11 protein-coding genes are annotated in these 17365 nt (G+C 71.4%); 5 read left to right on the top strand and 6 right to left on the bottom strand.

Annotated elements, in window-relative coordinates; all coding sequences use genetic code 11:
- Nucleotides 1–34: 34 nt before the first annotated feature.
- The 3 genes from O7634_RS31505 to O7634_RS31495 all read right to left on the bottom strand — a co-directional run bounded on the left by O7634_RS31505 (nt 35) and on the right by O7634_RS31495 (nt 6784).
- The gene (locus O7634_RS31505; protein WP_278153771.1) at nt 35–1684 is read right to left on the bottom strand and encodes a hypothetical protein; all 1650 of its coding nucleotides are present in this window, start codon (nt 1682–1684) and stop codon (nt 35–37) included.
- A gap of 293 nt (nt 1685–1977) precedes the next feature.
- The gene (locus O7634_RS31500) at nt 1978–3789 is read right to left on the bottom strand and encodes a right-handed parallel beta-helix repeat-containing protein (protein WP_278153770.1); all 1812 of its coding nucleotides are present in this window, start codon (nt 3787–3789) and stop codon (nt 1978–1980) included.
- Between the two features lie 1513 nt (nt 3790–5302).
- Nucleotides 5303–6784, bottom strand: coding sequence for an aminopeptidase P family protein (locus tag O7634_RS31495; protein WP_278153769.1), 1482 nt, complete (start codon nt 6782–6784; stop codon nt 5303–5305).
- Nucleotides 6785–6916: 132 nt separating this feature from the next.
- Here O7634_RS31495 and asnB point away from each other — a divergent pair, with 132 nt between their 5' ends.
- On the top strand, nt 6917–8878 hold the full coding sequence (gene asnB / locus O7634_RS31490) for an asparagine synthase (glutamine-hydrolyzing) (protein WP_278153768.1): 1962 nt from the start codon (nt 6917–6919) through the stop codon (nt 8876–8878).
- Nucleotides 8879–8965: 87 nt separating this feature from the next.
- Here asnB and O7634_RS31485 read toward each other — a convergent pair whose 3' ends face one another.
- A complete protein-coding gene (locus tag O7634_RS31485; RefSeq protein WP_278153767.1) occupies nt 8966–10054 on the bottom strand; it encodes a lytic polysaccharide monooxygenase in 1089 nt (362 codons plus the stop codon).
- 350 nt (nt 10055–10404) lie between these two features.
- Here O7634_RS31485 and O7634_RS31480 point away from each other — a divergent pair, with 350 nt between their 5' ends.
- From O7634_RS31480 to O7634_RS31470, 3 genes are all read left to right on the top strand, one after another.
- Nucleotides 10405–11544, top strand: a complete 1140-nt coding sequence (locus tag O7634_RS31480) for an XdhC family protein (protein ID WP_278153766.1) — start codon at nt 10405–10407, stop codon at nt 11542–11544.
- Between the two features lie 104 nt (nt 11545–11648).
- The gene (locus tag O7634_RS31475) at nt 11649–12584 is read left to right on the top strand and encodes a PfkB family carbohydrate kinase (protein WP_278153765.1); all 936 of its coding nucleotides are present in this window, start codon (nt 11649–11651) and stop codon (nt 12582–12584) included.
- A 322-nt stretch (nt 12585–12906) separates the two neighbouring features.
- On the top strand, nt 12907–14718 hold the full coding sequence (locus O7634_RS31470) for an RICIN domain-containing protein (protein ID WP_278153764.1): 1812 nt from the start codon (nt 12907–12909) through the stop codon (nt 14716–14718).
- Nucleotides 14719–14724: 6 nt separating this feature from the next.
- On the opposite strand, the gene O7634_RS31465 is transcribed toward O7634_RS31470, so the two are convergent.
- Both O7634_RS31465 and O7634_RS31460 read right to left on the bottom strand, forming a co-directional pair.
- On the bottom strand, nt 14725–15555 hold the full coding sequence (locus tag O7634_RS31465) for an MBL fold metallo-hydrolase (protein WP_278153763.1): 831 nt from the start codon (nt 15553–15555) through the stop codon (nt 14725–14727).
- A gap of 11 nt (nt 15556–15566) precedes the next feature.
- The gene (locus O7634_RS31460) at nt 15567–15971 is read right to left on the bottom strand and encodes a hotdog domain-containing protein (protein WP_278153762.1); all 405 of its coding nucleotides are present in this window, start codon (nt 15969–15971) and stop codon (nt 15567–15569) included.
- Nucleotides 15972–16110: 139 nt separating this feature from the next.
- Between O7634_RS31460 and O7634_RS31455 the strand changes: the two genes are divergently transcribed.
- The gene (locus O7634_RS31455; RefSeq protein WP_278153761.1) at nt 16111–17208 is read left to right on the top strand and encodes a phosphatase PAP2 family protein; all 1098 of its coding nucleotides are present in this window, start codon (nt 16111–16113) and stop codon (nt 17206–17208) included.
- The last annotated feature ends 157 nt before the right edge of the window (nt 17209–17365 follow it).

Below are 17365 nucleotides of genomic sequence, written 5' to 3'. Positions count from 1 at the left end.
GTGCTGGCGCTACGCCGTCGTCACCCGCTGGTGATCAGGCGAAGCAGTTCTCGATGGTGCCGCCCGGGATGGCCAGGCAGTTCGTCGGACGGTTCGCGGTGATCGCGGACTTGTCGTCCACGCGCACCTCGCCGAAGAAGCTGAAGACACCGCCCGGAGCGAAGGTGGAGAAGTTGTGGGCGACCTTCGTCTTCGACAGGTGGACCTCGCCGAAAATGTTGAAGATGCCGCCGCCGACCCCGATCGGGCCGATGGCCCGGTTGCCGACGACCTCGCTGTCCCGCAGCGTGGTGACGCTGTCGGCGTTGAAGAGCCCGCCGCCGAAGAAGCCGGCGGTGTTGTCCTTGATGCTGCTCTTCTCGAACGTGGCCACGCTGTCGAACGCGATGGCCACACCGCCACCGACACCGGCGGTGCTGTTCTTCTCCACCGACACGTGGTGCAGGTTGAGCTGGCTGTCCGCGGCGGCGAGCCCACCACCGGCGAGGACCGCGGTGTTCGAGGCGAACTTGGTCTCGTACGCCGTGGTGTTGCCCTCGATGTCGAGGTAGCCGCCACCGAAGCCGAGCGTCTCGTTGTCGGTGATCTCCGCCTTCTTCAGCTCGACGGTGCCACCGTCGACGTCGTCGGTGAAGATCTCCGCGGCGCCGTTGGAGATACCGCCACCGCCGATGATCGCGGTGTTGTCCTTGATCTTCGACTCCTCGACCTTGAGCAGGCCGGCGTTGAAGACACCACCGCCGAAGAAGAAGGCGGTGTTACGGGTGACGGTGCTGTGCCAGATCTTCGTGGTGCCGAAGTTGGCCACCCCACCGCCGTTGCCGCCGGACTGGTTGAGGACGACCTCGGACTCCAGGATCTCCGCGGTGCCGCCCGGCTGGACCAGGATGCCGGCGCCGTCGGTCGGCTCCGGGTACTCGACGAGCGGCGTGACGACGCCCCCCGGCGCGGCCTTGGCCGTGACCTTCGGCGCCGCCGTCAGGCCCGCCTTCGGGTTGGCCTGCCGCGCGGTGAGCGCCTGGTTCAGCGGTACGCCCGCCTTCACCTGCGCGGCGATCGCCTCGGAGTCCGAGTAGGACGCCCAGACGGCCGCCGGCGTGACGCTGTTGAACAGCTCCAGGGTCTGCCCACCCTTGATGGTCAGGCCCTTGATCGTCAGGTGCCCACCGCTGCCGACGTTCAGAATGCGGAAGTAGTCGGCGGTGGCCTCCCGGGCGATCGTGGTGTGCTCGCCCTTGAGCGTGATCCGCTCGGTGATGACCGGCAGGCCGTTGCCCTGGTAGTCGTTGCGGGTCAGGTTGTAGGTGCAGCCCTTGGCCAGCTCCAGCACACCGCCGTGCTTGTTGTTGGCGTAGATGATCGCCTGGATCAGCTTGTCGGTGTCGCAGGGCACCTCCTTCCCGCGTTCGTGGTCCCGGTCCCGGTCCCGGTCCTTGTCCCGGCCCTCGTCGCGGCCCTGGTCCTTGTCCCAGTCGCGCGCCTCGTCGCCCCGCTGGTCGCCGTCCTTGCTGACCTGCGCGGTGTTCCAGTTCAGGCCGACCGCCCCGGCGCTGCCCGCGACGCCCACCGCCGCGAGACTGATCACGCCCGTCAAACCGGCCACGCCACTGGCGAGCCAGAGCTTGCGACGGCGCTTGCCCGTCGCCTGCCCGGAGGCTTCGTTGTTCGATAGGTAGTTGGACATCGGAGCTCTCTGCCCTCTCCTCGTACCAGACAGGGTCGCCGTCACCAGACGGGCGTCCCCTGCTACAAATCGGTTGTAGCTCCCAAAAACACCGTATGAGAAGGTTCCTCGCCTCGTGGGCTTATCCGAGAGAAGCCCACATTCGGTTCATGTCCGGCGCGGAAGGGCTGCTACGTCTCGGTTCGGGACAGGCCTCCTGTAGGGCACGTGAGCTGCACAAATGGGTACGCCCCTCCGTGCCGTCGCCGGCCGGAGGGGCGCACCCTCTATGTGGATCAGCCATCCGTGCCCGGTCAGAAGCAGCCGGGAACGTTCAGGCAGTTGGTGGGACGGTTGGCCGACACGGCGGAGTCGTCGTCGAGGCGTACGAAGCTGCCGAGGCCGTTGGAGATGCCCCCGGGTGGCAGGGTGGCGAAGTTGTGCGTCACCTTCGTCCGGCGGAGGCTGACCTCGCCGCCGTCCGTGTTGTAGATGCCACCGCCGCTGCCGAGCGGACCGATGGCCCGGTTGCCCGTCACCTCGCTGTCCCGCAGCGTGGTGACACTGTCGTCGTTGTAGAGCCCACCGCCGAAGAATCCGGCGCTGTTGTCCTTGATCGCGGTGTCCTCGATCGTCGCGACGCTGTCGAAGGCGACCGCCACGCCACCGCCCACGCCAGCCGTGCTGTTGTCGACCACAGTGGCCTTCTTGAGCGTGAGCTGGCTGTCGGCCGCCGCGACACCGCCACCGGCCAGGACAGCGGTGTTACCCCGGACCGTCGTCTCGTGCAGGGTCGTGGTGCCCTCGACGTCCAGGACGCCACCGCCGAAACCGAGCGTCTCGTTGTCGGTGATCTCGCTCTTGTAGACCCACGCCGAGCCACCCTCGACGTCCTCGGTGAAGATCTCGGCGGCGCCGTTGGAGATGCCGCCGCCACCGATGATCCCGGTGTTGTCCTTCACCTTGGACTCGTCGACCTGGAGCACACCGGCGTTGAAGATGCCACCGCCGAAGAAGAACGCGGTGTTGTGCGCGACAGTCGACTTGCTGAGCCGGGTGCTGCCAAAGTTGGCCAGGCCACCGCCGTTGCCACCGGACTGGTTGTAGAGCACCTCGCTGTCCAGGATCTCCGCCCGACCGCCGGGCTGCACCAGCACCCCGGCGCCGTCGGCGAACCCGGGCTGCTCGACCAGAGGCGTCACCGCCGCGGCGGTGCCCGCCAGCCCGGTCGCCCCTGGCGTCGCCGTCGCTGCGACGGGCCGGACCGCCGTACTCGGGCTCGCGGTGGCCGTTGCCTTGGCTGCTGGCTTGCCCGCCGTGGTCTTGGCCGCGGGCGCTGCCGGCGTCGCCGTCGGGGCGGAGGTCGTGCCGGCCTTGGCGCTCGGCTCGACCGCGGCCTCGGCGCTCGGCTTGGCGACGGTGGAGCGGACCACGGCCGAGTACGGTGCCCAGACCGCCGCCGGGTCGGCGGTGATCGCCGGCTGGCGGGTCTGCCCACCCCTGATGCTGAGGCCCTTGATGGTGAGGTGACCGCCGGCCCCGACGTTCAGGATCCGGAAGTGGTCCGCCGTGGCCTCACGACCGATGGTGGTGTGCTCACCCTTCAGGGTGATGTTCTCGGTGATCACCGGCAGGCCGTTACCGTCCTGGTTGCGGGTCAGCGTGTACGTGCACCCCCTGGCCAGTTCGAGCACGCCACCGTTCTCGTTGTTGGCGAACGTGATCGCCTGGATCAGCTTGTCGGTGTCGCACGGCACCTGCCTGGTGCGGTCCTTGTCGTCGTGCCCACCGCTCCGGCCGTCCTCACCGTCCCTACCGCTCTTGCCGGAGTCGTCGTCGAAGCCACTCCAGTCGTCGCCGCTCCAGTCGTCGTCCTGGCCGTCCGTCTCGGCGCCGGCCCTGTCCGCGCCGCCGTCGTCGCTGACGTTCTGCCGGTTGGTCGACGGCTGGGCGTCGGACACCTGGTCGGAGTGGGGTTTGTCGTCCCGGGCGGCGACACCGCCGAGGGCCGCCAGGCCGACCACGCCGGTCAGCCCGGCAACGCCGGCGACCCAGAGCGCTCGCCGTCGCCGTGTCGGCGGAGCTGTCGAGGCCCCGCCGTCGGTACTCGTTACGTCGTTGGACATCAGAGCCTTCCGCCCTTCCTGCTACAGACGGGATCGCACCGCCCGAGGCGCCACGACCAGCTACAAATGGGTTGCAGCCTCTGATCCACACCGTATGAGAACCATCTTCGTGATGCGTGCGTATCCGAAATAACCACGCATTAGCCCCAGGTCGGGTGAGGGCGGTCAACGGGTCCGCGTGGTCTGAACAGGCGCTGATCAGCACAAAGGCCGTGATGGACCGCTGCTGCTCGACGCCGGCGCCTTGGTCCCGCCTGGCTGACCGTCCCAGACCGGGTGATGGCTAGCGGCGAGCTTGCGTCGCTGAGTGCGGCCATCCGCGCCCCCACCCCCAACCCCTTTTTTTCGTCCCTTTGCTCTGCACCCGCGGATGCACCGCCTACCGACGGTGACTGTCGCCTCCGCAGGTGCAGAGCAAAGGACGAAGGACGGGGAGTGTTTAGGTCCGAGGGCTTGCAGGCTGGGAGCGCGGGGTCCGGGGGCTGGAGGCGCGGGACCCGAGGCCCGGGGTCGGGGTCCGAGGGCTGGAGACTGGGGCTGAGGGTGCGGGGTCCAAGGCCGGGGTCCGGAAGCTGGGGCTGAGGGCGCGGGGTCCGGGACTGGGGCCCGGAAGCTGCGGCTGAGGGCTGAGGGCTGAGGGCTGAGGGCTGAGGGCTGACGGCTGAGGGCTGACGGCCGAGGGTGGGGCGGGGCGCCTCGGGGTCCGGAGGGCTTGAGGGCCTGGGGTTGGGGGTCTGGGAGGCCGGCGTCCTGGGAGGCTGGCGTCCGGCGATGCTGGGGTCGGAAGGTCCGAGAGCCGGGGGTCTGCGGGTCGCGGCCGTGGACCGGCCCGGGTGCGCAGTGCGGCCGCGACTCGCGCCGCCGGTCGTGTGGGTCGTGGCCCGTTGCCAAGTGCCGACGCGTCACCTGATGATGCCGACGGTGGCGCGGCGAGCGTGCGCAGCGTGTCCGGATGCGGCCTTCCGATTGCCTCGGGGCGGTGGAGTCGGCCCACCAGGTCCTACCGAGGCGTGATCGACTCGGCTTCTTGGAAGACGCGGTATCGGAGCGTCGTGGAAGGGCCGACGTCAAGGAAGCCGAGTCGATCATGCCGGGCACGCATACGAACGACCCGCGCCCGGCGGGCAGGTCTGAGCCCGCCGGGCGCGTCGGTCACCGAGGCCCCACGGGGCCGGCCTCCTGTCTAGCCCCGGCCTTTCTGTCTAGCCCCGGCCCTCTGCCTAGCCCCAGCCTGTGGCCAGGTCAGGCCTGTGACTCGGCCCGGCCTGGTGGCCGGGTCCGGCCGGGTGGTCGGGTCCGGCCGGGTGGTCGGGTCCGGCCGGGTGGTCGGGTCCGGCCGGGTGGTCGGGTCCGGCCCTCTGCCTAGCCCCAGCCTGTGGTCGGGTCCGGCCGGGTGGTCGGGTCCGGCCGGGTGGTCGGGTCCGGCCGGGTGGTCGGGTCCGGCCGGGTGGCCGGGTCCGGGCTGGTGCGCTCGGCGGGGCGGACCCTTTCGCAGCGCCGGAGGATCGTGCGGTCAGCCGGGCAGGCGGGGGCCTGCCTCGCGCTGCTCGGCCAGCCAGGTCTCCACCTCGTCGGAGGTGCGGGGAAGCCCGGCTGACAGGTTCACCGCACCGGTGGCGGTGACCAGCACGTCGTCCTCGATCCGGATGCCGGTGCCGCGTAGCTCGGCGGGGACCAGTTCGTCCTCCGGCTGGAAGTACAGCCCGGGCTCGACGGTGAGCACGTAGCCCTCGCCCAGCGCACCGTCGCGGTACGCCTCCTTGCGGGCGTTCGAGCAGTCGTGCACGTCGATGCCGAGCATGTGGCCGAAGCCGTGCAGGGTCCACCTGCGGTAGACGGTCGACTTCTCGTCCATGGCCTCGTCCACGCTCACCGGCAGCAGGCCCAGGTCGGCCAGCCCTTCGGCGAGGACCCGCATGCAGGTCAGGTGGACGTCCTTGAACTTCACCCCGGGACGGATGGCGTCGATGCCGGCCTGCTGTGAGGCGTACACGATGTCGTAGACCTGGCGTTGCAGGGCGGTGAACCGGCCGTTGACCGGCAGCACCCGGGTCACGTCGGCGGTGTAGAGGTTGCGACCCTCCACTCCCATGTCCATCAGCAGCAGGTCGCCCGGCCGGGTGGCGCCGTGGTTGTGCACCCAGTGCAGGATCGTGGCGTGCTCACCGGCGCCGACGATCGAGCCGTACCCGACGTCGTTGCCGTCGTGGCGGGCCCGCAGCGCGAAGACGCCCTCCAGCAGCCGCTCGGAGACGGCCCGGTCGGCCGGTAGCACCCGGGCCACGTCCTCGAAGCCGCGCACTGTGGCGTCGATCGCGTCCTGGAGTTGGCCGATCTCCCACTCGTCCTTGACCAGCTTCAGCTCCGAGATGGTGATCGCCAACTCGCGGTCGCGCGCGGGCTGACCGTCCGCGCGCGGCCCGTCGTACTGGCGGACGGCCGCGTCCACCCGGGCGTCGAAACCGCGCAACACACGGGTACGCCCCGGAGCCAGGTCGGCGAGCGTCGCCTCCAGGCCGGTCAGGTCGGCGGTGGGCAGGCCCAGCTCGGTCGACTTCTCGGCGAGGGTGTGCCGCCGGCCCACCCACAGCTCGCCGTTGCGGCTGCGGAAGAACTCGTCGGTCTCGCGGGAGGACCGGGGCCGCATGTACAGCGTGGCGTCGTGCCCGGAGCCGTTGGGGCGCAGCACCAGCACGCTGTCCGCGTCGTGGTCGCCGGTCAGGTAGGCGAAGTCGCTGCCCGGCCGGAACGGGTAGTCGGTGTCGTTGGCCCGGACCTTCTCGGTGCCGGTGGGGATCACCAGGGTCTCGCCGGGGAAGGCCGCCGAGAGCGCGGCCCGCCGCTTGGCGTAGTTGGGGGTCTCCGGGCGGGGCGTCACGGGCAGCGCGGTGTCCCGCCACCCCTGCCGCATGAAGGACAGGAACGCGTCCGGGAAGTCCGGATCGTGTGATTCGGTGCCATCCGTCGGCGTACCGTCGGTGCGTCCCTCGGTCATTGCGCCGCTCCCTCCGCTTCGTTGCTGGTCCCGACGGTACCGCGCGCCCGGTTCGCGGTTCCGCCCCCCGGGAGCCGGGTGGATCGACGGACGGCTGCGAGGGCCCACAACGCGCGTGGGAGGATGACCACCATGTGCGGACTTCTGGCCTTCTTCAGCGCGAACGGTAACGCCGCCGCGCACCGCGACCACATCGCCGGAGCGTTGGAATGCCTGCACCACCGCGGCCCCGACGAGACCGGGGTCGAGGTGGTCGGCGACGCCTCCGGCCGGTACGCGGACGGCGTGTTCGCCCACAAGCGGCTGGCCATCATCGACGTCGCGTCGAGCCACGAGCCACTGCCCTACGCGAACGGCCGTTACCTGCTGACCTTCAACGGCGAGATCTACAACTACATCGAGTTGCGCGAGGAGTTGATCAGGAACTTCGGCGCCCAGTTCGCCACCGCCGGCGACGGCGAGGTGATCGTGGCGGGCTACCACTACTGGGGCGAGCAGGTGCTCACCCGGCTGCGGGGCATGTTCGCCTTCGTCATCTGGGACCGGCAGGAGCGGCGGGCGTTCGGCGCCCGCGACTACTTCGGCATCAAGCCGATGCACTACCTGGAGACCGCCGACGGCCTCTACCTGGCGTCGGAGAAGAAGGCGCTGCTGCCGTTCGCGCACAGCAACTACCAGGGCGACGCGGGGGTCGACGGGGCCAACCTGAGCCACTACCTGACCCTGCAGTACGTCCCCGAGCCCGGCACCCTGCACAAGGGCATCAGCCGGATCGGCTCGGGGGAGTACCTGAACTGGACCCCGGGCGGGCGGATCGACGTCCGGCGGTGGTACCGGCCGGTGTTCCGCCCCGCGCCGGTCGACGACGAGCAGAAGCTGTACCACGAGATCCGGGAGACGCTGCGGGAGAGCGTGCGCATGCACATGCGCTCGGACGTGCCGGTCGGCTCGTTCCTGTCCAGCGGCATCGACTCGACGGCGGTGGTGGCGCTGGCCCGGGAGTTCAACCCGAACATCCTGACCTTCACCGTCGGCTACGACGTGCCGGGATACTCGGAGATCGACGTCGCGCAGGACTCGGCCCGGCACCTCGACGTCACCACCATCCCCACCAAGATCGGTCCGCAGGACATGATCGAGGCGCTGCCGAAGATCGTCTGGCACCTGGACGACCCGGTGGCCGACCCGGCGCTGGTGCCGCTCTACTTCGTCGCCAAGAAGGCCGCCGAGCACGTCACGGTGGTGCTCTCCGGCGAGGGCGCGGACGAGTTCTTCGGCGGCTACACGATCTACCGGGAGCCGCTGTCGCTGGGCACCGTTAACGGGCTGCCCGGCGGGGTGCAGAAGGGCCTGCGGGCGGTCTCCAGGGCGATCCCGCAGGGGGTCAAGGGCAAGAGCTTCCTGGAGCGGGGCACCACCCCGATCGAGGAGCGCTACTACGGCAACGCCCGGATGTTCACCGAGGAGGAGAAGCGGCAGCTGATGCGCCGCTACGACCCGTCGGTGCGCTACACCGACGTCACCGCCCCGATCTACGCCGAGTGCACCGAGCTGGACGACGTCACCAAGATGCAGTACGTCGACCTCTACACCTGGTTGCGGGGCGACATCCTGGTCAAGGCCGACCGGATCTCGATGTCGCACTCGCTGGAGGTGCGGGTGCCGTTCCTCGACCGTGAGGTGTTCGACGTCGCGGCGAAGATCCCCGTGGACCTGAAGCTGCCGCCGCGCTCCGACGCGACCAAGTACGCCATGCGTCAGGCGTTGCAGGGCGTGGTGCCGCCGGCCATCGTCAACCGCAAGAAGCTGGGCTTCCCGACCCCCACCCGGGTCTGGCTGCGCGGCGAGATGTACGAGTGGGCCCGGCACGTGCTGAGCACCTCCGGCGCGGGCGACCTGCTCGACCTGTCGTACGCGCTGCGGCTGCTCGACGAGCACAAGCGGGAGGAGGCCGACCACTCCCGCAAGGTGTGGACGGTGCTGATTTTCTGCATCTGGCACGCCATCTTCGTGGCGAAGACCCTCGACCCGGGCATCCAGCGCAACCAGTCGGCCCTGCTCACGAAGCCGGTGGTGGGCTCGATGGTCCGCTGACCCGGACCCTGACGTCGATCAAGAGGTTTGCGTCACCCGAGCGACTGCCGGGTGATGCAAACCTCTTGATCAACTAATCGGAGTTGCCTAGCGGCCGGCGCAGCTCACCGTGGGAGCGCCGTTGGTTCCCGTGGCGCTGGCCAGGAAGCCGAACGTCGCGGTGCCCGACGGTGCGACGGTGCCGTTGTACGCCACGTTCGTCGCTGTCACCGACGAGCCGGACGACGTCTGTGTCGCGCCCCAGATCTGGCTGATCGCCTGCCCGTTGGGCCAGGTCCAGCTGGCGGTCCAGCCGGAGAGCGCCGAACTGCCGTTGTTCCTGATCGTGACCTCGCCCTGGAAGCCGCCCTGCCAGGAGCTGGTCACCTTGTAGGTGGCCGCGCAGGTGCCACCGGCCGGCGGCGGGGTGGTGGTCGGCGGGTCGGTGGGCGGGTCGGTCGGCGGGTCGCTGGGCGGCGTCGTCGTGCCGCCCCGGATGCCGGTCACCTGGCCGTTGCCCCCGTCGAAGACCACGTCGGAGCAGCCGAAGAAGTTCTCCTGCGAGTCCGACCGCACCCAGCGCGAGTAGATGATGTGCTGGCCGCTCTTGCCCGACGGCAGGTTGCCGCTGAAGTAGTAGTGGCCGTCGTTGCTGCCGACGCTGCCGCGCTGCGGCGGGTTGGTCACCGTGAGGAACGGCTGCTCCTCCAGGTCACTCCAGGCCAGCGCCCGGGTCGGGCTCCAGCTGTTCTTCGTGACGTAGAAGTAGAACGTGCCCGGGTGGTGCGCCCAGTTGCTGTACCGGAAGTCCAACCGCGCGCCGGCGGTCAGGTGGGTCAGCGGCCAGTCGGTGCGGGGCAGGTCGTAGCCGCGGAAACCGGTGGCGCCGCCGCTGCACAACTGCCCGTCCGGGATGAAGCCGGTGGTCCGGCCCCCAGCGTCGGAACGCAGTACGCTGAACCAGTTGTAGAGCGAGTTCGTTCCGCTCTGCGCGACGGCGGCGGAGCACGCGGGGTTGGTCGGCCTGATCTCACCGGTCGTGCTGAGGCCGTCCTGCCAGCACAGGTAGGTGCGGCTGCCGGGCGTCATCGCCGCGCCGTGCGCGGCGGCCGGCTGCGGGTTGGACGCCAGGGCGACGCCGCCCAGCGCGAGTGTCACGGCCGCGATGAGCAGCGCGGCCGTACGGGAACGGTTCACGGGTTCTCCTGACTCGCGAGGCGCGCTGATCGAGCCGCCTCGCCGCAATCGGGTGGGATGTGGCCTGGGAGTCGCCCCGCTGCGCGGTGCGACGATCACGGCGACGTGCCCGGCCGGGGAACGGCCGGTGGACGTGCGCCATCGACGGTCCCTGCCCAGGACCGGTGCCCTCGCGCCAACGAACCCGGCAACCGGCGGCGCCGCAGCCCTCGCACCGCCCGGTACGCGTCATCCCATCACGACGACGGCATTAGCGCAATAGTCCTTCCTCGATGCGTGCGAAGACCCCGCCGGTCGATCGTGGACGCCCTATCCTGCGTACGGGGAGAGGAGCGGAGAGGCGGCAGTCGGTGCCGGACGTGTTCGACGAGATGCATCGCCGCTGCCGCGACGGCCAACCGGTCGCGCTGGCCACCGTCGTGGCCACCTGGCACTCCGCCCCGCGACCGCCGGGCGCCGCCCTGCTGGTCGCCGTCGACGGCACCGTCACCGGCAGCGTCTCCGGCGGCTGCGTCGAGGCCGACCTCTACGAGCGGGCCCGCCGGGTGCTCGACACCGGTCGACCCGAGCTGTGCCGTTACGGGATCAGCGACGACGACGCGTACACAGTGGGTTTGACCTGCGGCGGGGTGCTGGACGTCTTCGTGGAGCGGGTCGACCCGGGTGCCCTGCCGGAGCTGAACGCGGTCGCCGCCGCCCGGCGCGCGGGCCAGCCGGCGGCGGTCGTCACCTGCGTGTCCGCCGACGCCGCCGACGCGGGCGGCGACCCGGCCCGGCGGTTGGGTCGCCGGCTGGCGCTCGGCGGCCGGCGCGTGCTCGGCTCGCTCGGTGACGACCGGCTCGACGACGCCGCCACCGCCGACGCCCTCGGGCTGCTCGCGGCCGGGCACAGCGGGCTGCTCCGGTACGGCTACCACGGGCAGCGCCGAGGCAGCGGCCTCGACGTCTTCGTGACCGCGTACGCCACCCCGCCCCGGATGCTCGTCTTCGGGGCGATCGACTTCGCCGCCGCGGTGGCCCGGATCGGCGCGTTCCTCGGTTACCGGGTGACCGTCTGCGACGCCCGGCCGGTCTTCGCCACCGCGCGACGGTTTCCCGAGGCGGACGAGGTGGTCGTGCGGTGGCCGCACCGCTACCTGCGCGCCGAGCTGGACGCCGGCCGGGTGGACGAACGGTCGGTGGTGTGCGTGCTCACCCACGATCCGCGGTTCGACGTGCCGTTGCTGGAGGTGGCGCTGCGTCACCCACTGGCGTACGTCGGCGCGATGGGTTCGCGGCGTACCCACGACGAGCGGCACAAGCTGCTGCGCGAGACGGGGCTCAGCTCCGCGCAGCTCGCCCGGCTGGCCTCCCCGATCGGGCTGGACCTCGGTGGGCGTACCCCGGAGGAGACCGCTGTGAGTGTGGCCGCGCAGATCGTCGCGGCCCGGTGGGGCGGCACCGGCCGTCCGCTGGCGGCGCTCGACGGGCCGATCCACCGGCCGGGGTAGGACGCCGCCGCCTTTCGGCATCCGGTCGGGGGGTGCTGTGCCAGCCTGGGGGCGGGGGTGATCGGCCCGGCGCGGCGGCCGCCGGCGACGAGGAGAGGATCGGCATGGGGTACGCGGTGGTGCTCGGCGAGGCGCTCGTCGACCTGCTCGACAGCGACCTCGACGGTGAGCGGGTCTACCGGCAGGCGATCGGTGGCGGGCCGCTGAACGTCGCCGTCGGGGTGGCGCGGCTCGGCGGCGCGGCGCAGTTCGTCGGCTCGCTCGGTGACGACGTGCTCGGCGGGCGGATTCGTGCCTTCCTCGGCGCGGCCGACGTCGGCGTGAGTGGCGCGGTGACGGTGCCCGCGCCCACCACGCTCGCGGTGGTCACCTACGACGGGCCGGAGCCGGACTTCCGCTTCTACGGCGAACCGGCGTCCTACGGGCTGCTCGGCCCGGACGATCTGGACCTGGCCCTGCTGGAGGGCGCCGACGTGCTCTCCTGCGGGTCGATAACGCTGCTGGAGCCCGCCGGGTTGGCCGCCGCCCGGCGCGCCTGGTCGCTCGCCACCGGCCTGCGGGTCCTCGACCCGAACGTGCGCCCCCGGCTGCTGGACGGCCCGGCGGCGGTGGAGGAACTGCGTGCGGTGGTGGCCGAGTTCGCCGCCGGGGCGCACCTGGTCAAGCTCAGCGCCGCCGACGCGATGGTGCTCTATCCGGGCGAACCGGTCGAGGGGGTGGCGGCGTACCTGCGGGAGGTCGGCGCCGCCACGGTGGTGCTGACCCTCGGCGCGGCCGGCGCGGTGCTGGCCGCCGCCGACGCGGACCCGGTCCGGGTGCCGGCACCCCCCGTGAACGCTGTCGACGCCACCGGGGCCGGCGACTCGGTGCTGGCCGCGCTGATCGCCGACCTGCTCCTGGGCGGGGAGCCGGACTCCCCGCAGGGTTGGGTCGACCGGGTCGCGTTCGCGCTGCGGGTGGCCGGCCTGGTCTGCGAGTCCCCCGGCGGCGCCACCGCGATGCCCACCCGCGCCGACGTAGAGCGCCGATTCCCCTCCTGACCCCCCGCCCTCCCCGCCCCGCCCTCCCCGCCCTCCCCGCCCTCCCCGCCCCGCGCCCCTCCCGGTGCCCCGCGCTCCGCGCGGCCCTCCAGCACCGTCGATCTTGCAGTTCCTGTGGGGTAATAGACCAATAAAAGGGACAAAACATCGACCGAAATCGCAAGATCGACGGTGCTGGAGGGCGCACGGCTGAAGGGGTGCGGGGCTGGGCGGCGGGCTGGGGGCGGGGAGTGGGGGTGGGGATTGACGGGGATTGTTTGTGAACGTTAACATCGACGCCTTGCTATGGAAACGGTGGGAGGCTTCGGTGGGTGTTGTTTCGGTGCCTTCGGGATTTCGCCACGTGGCGGCGCTGCTGGTCATGCTTCTCGTAGCCGCCGGAATGGTCTTCGCCGACCGGCCCGGACGGGCCCTCGCGTGGGACAACGGGGTCGCCGACACCCCGCCCATGGGGTGGAACAGCTACGACTCGTTCAACTGGCGGGTCACCGAGGCCGACGTCCGGGCCAACGCCGACTACATGGCCACCAACCTGCGCCAGTTCGGCTGGCAGTACGTGGTGGTCGACTGGGCCTGGTACTACCCGGGTCAACACACCGGCAGCCCCAACCAGGACGCCAACCTGCAACCCCGGCTCCGGATGGACGGCAACGGCCGGCTGCTGCCGGACACCACACGCTTCCCCTCCGCGGCCGGCGACAACGGGTTCAAGCCCCTCGCCGACTACGTGCACGCGCAGGGGCTGAAGTTCGGCGTACACCTGATGCGCGGCATCCCCCGCCAGGCCGTCGCCGACAACGTCCCGATCCTCGGCACCACCTGCCGCGCCAACCAGATCAACAACACCACCACGGCGGCCTGGCTGAACCTGATGTGGGGCCTCAACATGGCCAACCCCTGCGCCCAGAGCTACCTGGACTCGGTGTTCCAGCTGCTGGCGTCCTGGGGCGTCGACTTCGTGAAGGTGGACGACATCGCCGCGCCGACGTACCGGCAGGCGGAGGTCGAGGGGTACCGCACCGCGATCCAGCGCAGCGGCCGGCCGATGGTGCTGAGCCTGTCGCCCGGCGCGACCCCGCTGGCCAGCGGCGGGCACGTGCAGAACAACGCGCACATGTGGCGCATCGTGAACGACCTGTGGGACAACTGGTCCTCGGTCGACGCTCTCTTCGACCAACTGCGCAACTGGACGCCGTACCGCGCCACCGGCGCCTGGCCCGACCCGGACATGATCCCGATCGGCCGGCTCTCCAAGTACGGACCGGTGGGGTCGCCGCGCTACTCCAACCTGACCGCCGACGAGCAGCGCACCCTGATGTCCCTCTGGGTGATCAACCGGGCGCCGCTGATGTGGGGCGGCAACCTGGTCGAGAACCGCGCCGCGGAGCTGGCGTTGATGACGAACGCCGCGGTGTTGGCCGTCGACCAGAACAGCACCAACAACCGCCAGCTCACCGGCGGCACCCGGCAGGTGTGGACCGCCGACGTGCCGGGGAGCGACCACCGCTACGTCGCCCTCTTCAACCGGGAGAGCAGCGCCGCCCCGGTCACTGTCAACCTGGCCGACCTCGGCATCGGCTCGGCGGGCGCCACCGACCTGTGGTCCGGCGCGGCCCTCGGCACGTCGAGCGGGACCTTCACCCGTACGCTCCCGGCCCACGGCGCCGGGCTGTACCGGCTCGCGCCGCAGACCACAGTGCCGGTGCCCACCGCGTCCACGCTGACCGCCCGGCACAGCGGGAAGCTGCTGGACGTCTCCAACAACGCGACCGCCGACGGCGCCGACGTGGTGCAGTGGGCCGCCAACGGCCAGCCCAACCAGCGGTGGCGGTTCCAGGACGCCGGGGGCGGCTACCAGACGGTGGTCAGCGTGCACAGCGGCAAGTGCCTCGACGTGTACGGCGGCGCGGGCGCCACCGCCGACGGTGTCCGGGTGACCCAGTGGACCTGCAACGGTGGCACCAACCAGCAGTGGCGGGTGCAGGACCTCGGCACCGGTTACGTACAGCTCGTCGCCCGGCACAGCGGCAAGTGCCTCGACGTGCTCAACTCCGCCACCACCGACGGCGCCCGCGTCGTGCAGTGGACCTGCGGCACGGGCACCAACCAGCAGTGGCGTCGTACCTCGGTCTGACCGGGCTCAGCCCTCGCCGTTGAGCTCCCGGTAGCCGCGGCGGGCCGCGATCAGGGCGGCGCGGGCGCCGAAGGGCGCCTCCGCCGCCACCCGCTCCGGCGACGCGCTGCCGGTGTGCGCGGCCCGGATCAGCCAGGCCAGCCGCACCAGCTCGGCGTGCTGGGCGCGGACGAACCCGACATCCACCGGGTCGCCGTGCCCCGGCACCACCACCGTGCGCGCGGTCGTCAGCCGCAGCAGGTCCGCGACCGCGTCCGGCCACTTCAGGGGGTACGAATCCTCGAAGGCGGGCGGGCCGCTCTGCTCGACCAGGTCCCCGGCGACCAACACGTCCACGTCCGGCACGTGCACCACCAGGTCGGCGTCGGTGTGCCCCCGCCCCGGGTGCCGCAGCAGCACCCGCCGCCCGCCCAGGTCGATCTCCGTCTCGATCCGCACGGTGTGCGTCGGGGCGAGCAGCGGGGTGTCGGCCAGCTCGGCGGCGAGCGCCGGGTGCTCCGAGCGCAACTCCTCGTACGCCTCCCGGCGCAGCCGCTCCGGCTCCTCGCGCAGGGCGGCGGCGGCCAGTTCGTGCGCGTACACCGGGCGGGGTGGCTCGCCGGCGAGGACCGCGTTGCCGAAGCAGTGGTCGTAGTGGTGGTGGGTGTTCACCAGCGTCAGCGGACGGTCGGTGACCGCGCGGACGGCCTCGGCCAGCTCGGTGGCCTGGGCGGCCGACGACAGGGTGTCCACCAGCAGCGCCTGGTCGTCGCCGACGACCAGTGTGACGTTGACCCCCAGCAGCGGTTCCCGCCGCAGGTGCACCCGGTCGGCGATCTCCACGAAGTCGGTGTTCACGACGCCAGCGTTCACGACGCCCGCCCGGCGCGCTCGACGAAGCGTTGCCGGTCGACCATGATCCGGTCCACCCGGCCCCGCGCCACCGTCTGGTCGCCGTCGCTGACGGTGACCTCGAACGACAGCCGGCGGCCGTCGACCGTCGCCAGCAGCGCCTGCGCCCGGACCGTGCGGCCGACCACAGTCGGGGCCAGGTGCTCCAGGTCCACCCGGGTGCCCACCGTCGTCGAACCGGGCGGCATCCCGGTCGCGGTCGCCGCGACGGTGGCCGCCTCGGCCAGCGCGAGGACCCGGGGAGTGCCCAACACCGGTACGTCCCCGGAACCGACCGCCTGGGCGGTGTCCGCGTCGGTGACGGTCAGCTCGACCTGGGCGGTCAGACCCGGCGCGAAGGCCGGCTCGGGCTGCTCCTGCATGGTGGTCAGCCTAGGTGCTCGCCGGGTCCGCCGAGCACGCGCCCGACGATCCCGGCACCGCCCACCCTCCCACCTGTGCCGGGCCCCGCCGGGTGGTACCCGTCGGTCGATGCCGTTCCCGTCGTTAACCTTGACCCCGATGGCCGTCGTGACTGACCCCCAGCCCCCCGCCCGGACCGACCCGCCCGCGTCCCCGGACGGGGGTCGTCGGCGTGTCGTCGCGATGACCGTGTGGGCCGTCGCCTTCGTCGCCGCGTGGCTCGCCATCGGGCTGCCCACCGACCCGGCGTACGCCTTCGTCTGGATCTGGGCGGCGACCATCGCCTGGAACAGCGACCGGCCGTGGCGCAGTCACCTGCTCTTCGCCCGGGACTGGGTGCCGGTGGTGCTGCTGTTCGTCGTCTACAACCTCTCGCGCGGGTTCGCCGACAACGGGGCCACCCCGCACGCCATGGAGTTGATCGTCGCCGACCGGTTCATGTTCGGCTGGGCCACCGGCGGAGAGGTGCCCACCGTCTGGTTGCAGGAGCACCTCTACCACCCGCAGGTGCAGTGGTGGGACGTGCTGGCGAGCTGGGTGTACTTCTCCCACTTCGTGGTGACGCTGGCCGCCGCCGCGGTGCTCTGGCTGCGCAACCGTCACCGCTGGGCCGCGTACATGCGGCGGTGGGGTTTCCTCTGCGCGGCCGGCCTGGTCACCTACTTCCTCTACCCGGCCGCCCCGCCCTGGTGGGCGGCGCAGAACGGTCTGCTCACCGAGGTCGCCCGGATCTCGACCCGGGGCTGGAAGGCGTTCGGCATGCACGGCGCCGGCAACGTCCTCAACGCCGGGCAGATCGCCTCCAACCCGGTCGCCGCGATGCCGTCCCTGCACACCGCGTGGGCGCTGTTCGTGGTGGTGTTCTTCCTGACCGCCACCCGTCGCCGCTGGTGGCCGCTGCTGCTCGCGTACCCCCTGGCGATGACCTTCACGCTCGTCTACTCGGGCGAGCACTACGTGATCGACGTGCTGGTCGGCTGGGCGTACGTGGGGATGACCTTCCTGGTGGTCGGCCTGGCCGAGCGCGGCTGGGCGGCCTGGAAGGCCCGCCGCGCCACCCCGCCCGAGGTAGCCCCGCACTCGACAACCGAGGTCACCCCGGGTTCGACAGCTGACGTGGACACGGCACCCACCGGCAGTCAGCCGTCACCGCGGCAGCCCACCCCGGACACGCCAACGGTCCGCGCCGACCGCTGAAACTCCGGGCGCGACCCCGCGACGTGCACGCTCGTCGCCGTCCGGCCTGGTCCGGTCTGGTCCGGCCTGGTCCGGTCTGGTGCGGTCTGCGGTCCGCTGGCCCGCCCTCCCGCGTCGATCATGAAGTTATTGCGCCGACACGCCGCAGAGGAGGGCA

This window comes from Micromonospora sp. WMMD1120 (assembly GCF_029626235.1).
Lineage (GTDB): Bacteria > Actinomycetota > Actinomycetes > Mycobacteriales > Micromonosporaceae > Micromonospora.
Note: the sequence above shows the minus strand (reverse complement) of the source record. Positions and strands in the feature narration are given on the sequence as shown.

Bases quoted from the DNA above. Each gene is read 5' to 3' on its own strand.
- O7634_RS31505 (WP_278153771.1), bottom strand. From the start codon at position 1,684: ATGTCCAACTACCTATCGAACAACGAAGCCTCCGGGCAGGCGACGGGC.
- O7634_RS31500 (WP_278153770.1), bottom strand. From the start codon at position 3,789: ATGTCCAACGACGTAACGAGTACCGACGGCGGGGCCTCGACAGCTCCG.
- O7634_RS31495 (WP_278153769.1), bottom strand. From the start codon at position 6,784: ATGACCGAGGGACGCACCGACGGTACGCCGACGGATGGCACCGAATCA.
- asnB (WP_278153768.1), top strand. From the start codon at position 6,917: ATGTGCGGACTTCTGGCCTTCTTCAGCGCGAACGGTAACGCCGCCGCG.
- O7634_RS31475 (WP_278153765.1), top strand. From the start codon at position 11,649: ATGGGGTACGCGGTGGTGCTCGGCGAGGCGCTCGTCGACCTGCTCGAC.
- O7634_RS31460 (WP_278153762.1), bottom strand. From the start codon at position 15,971: ATGCAGGAGCAGCCCGAGCCGGCCTTCGCGCCGGGTCTGACCGCCCAG.
- O7634_RS31455 (WP_278153761.1), top strand. From the start codon at position 16,111: ATGGCCGTCGTGACTGACCCCCAGCCCCCCGCCCGGACCGACCCGCCC.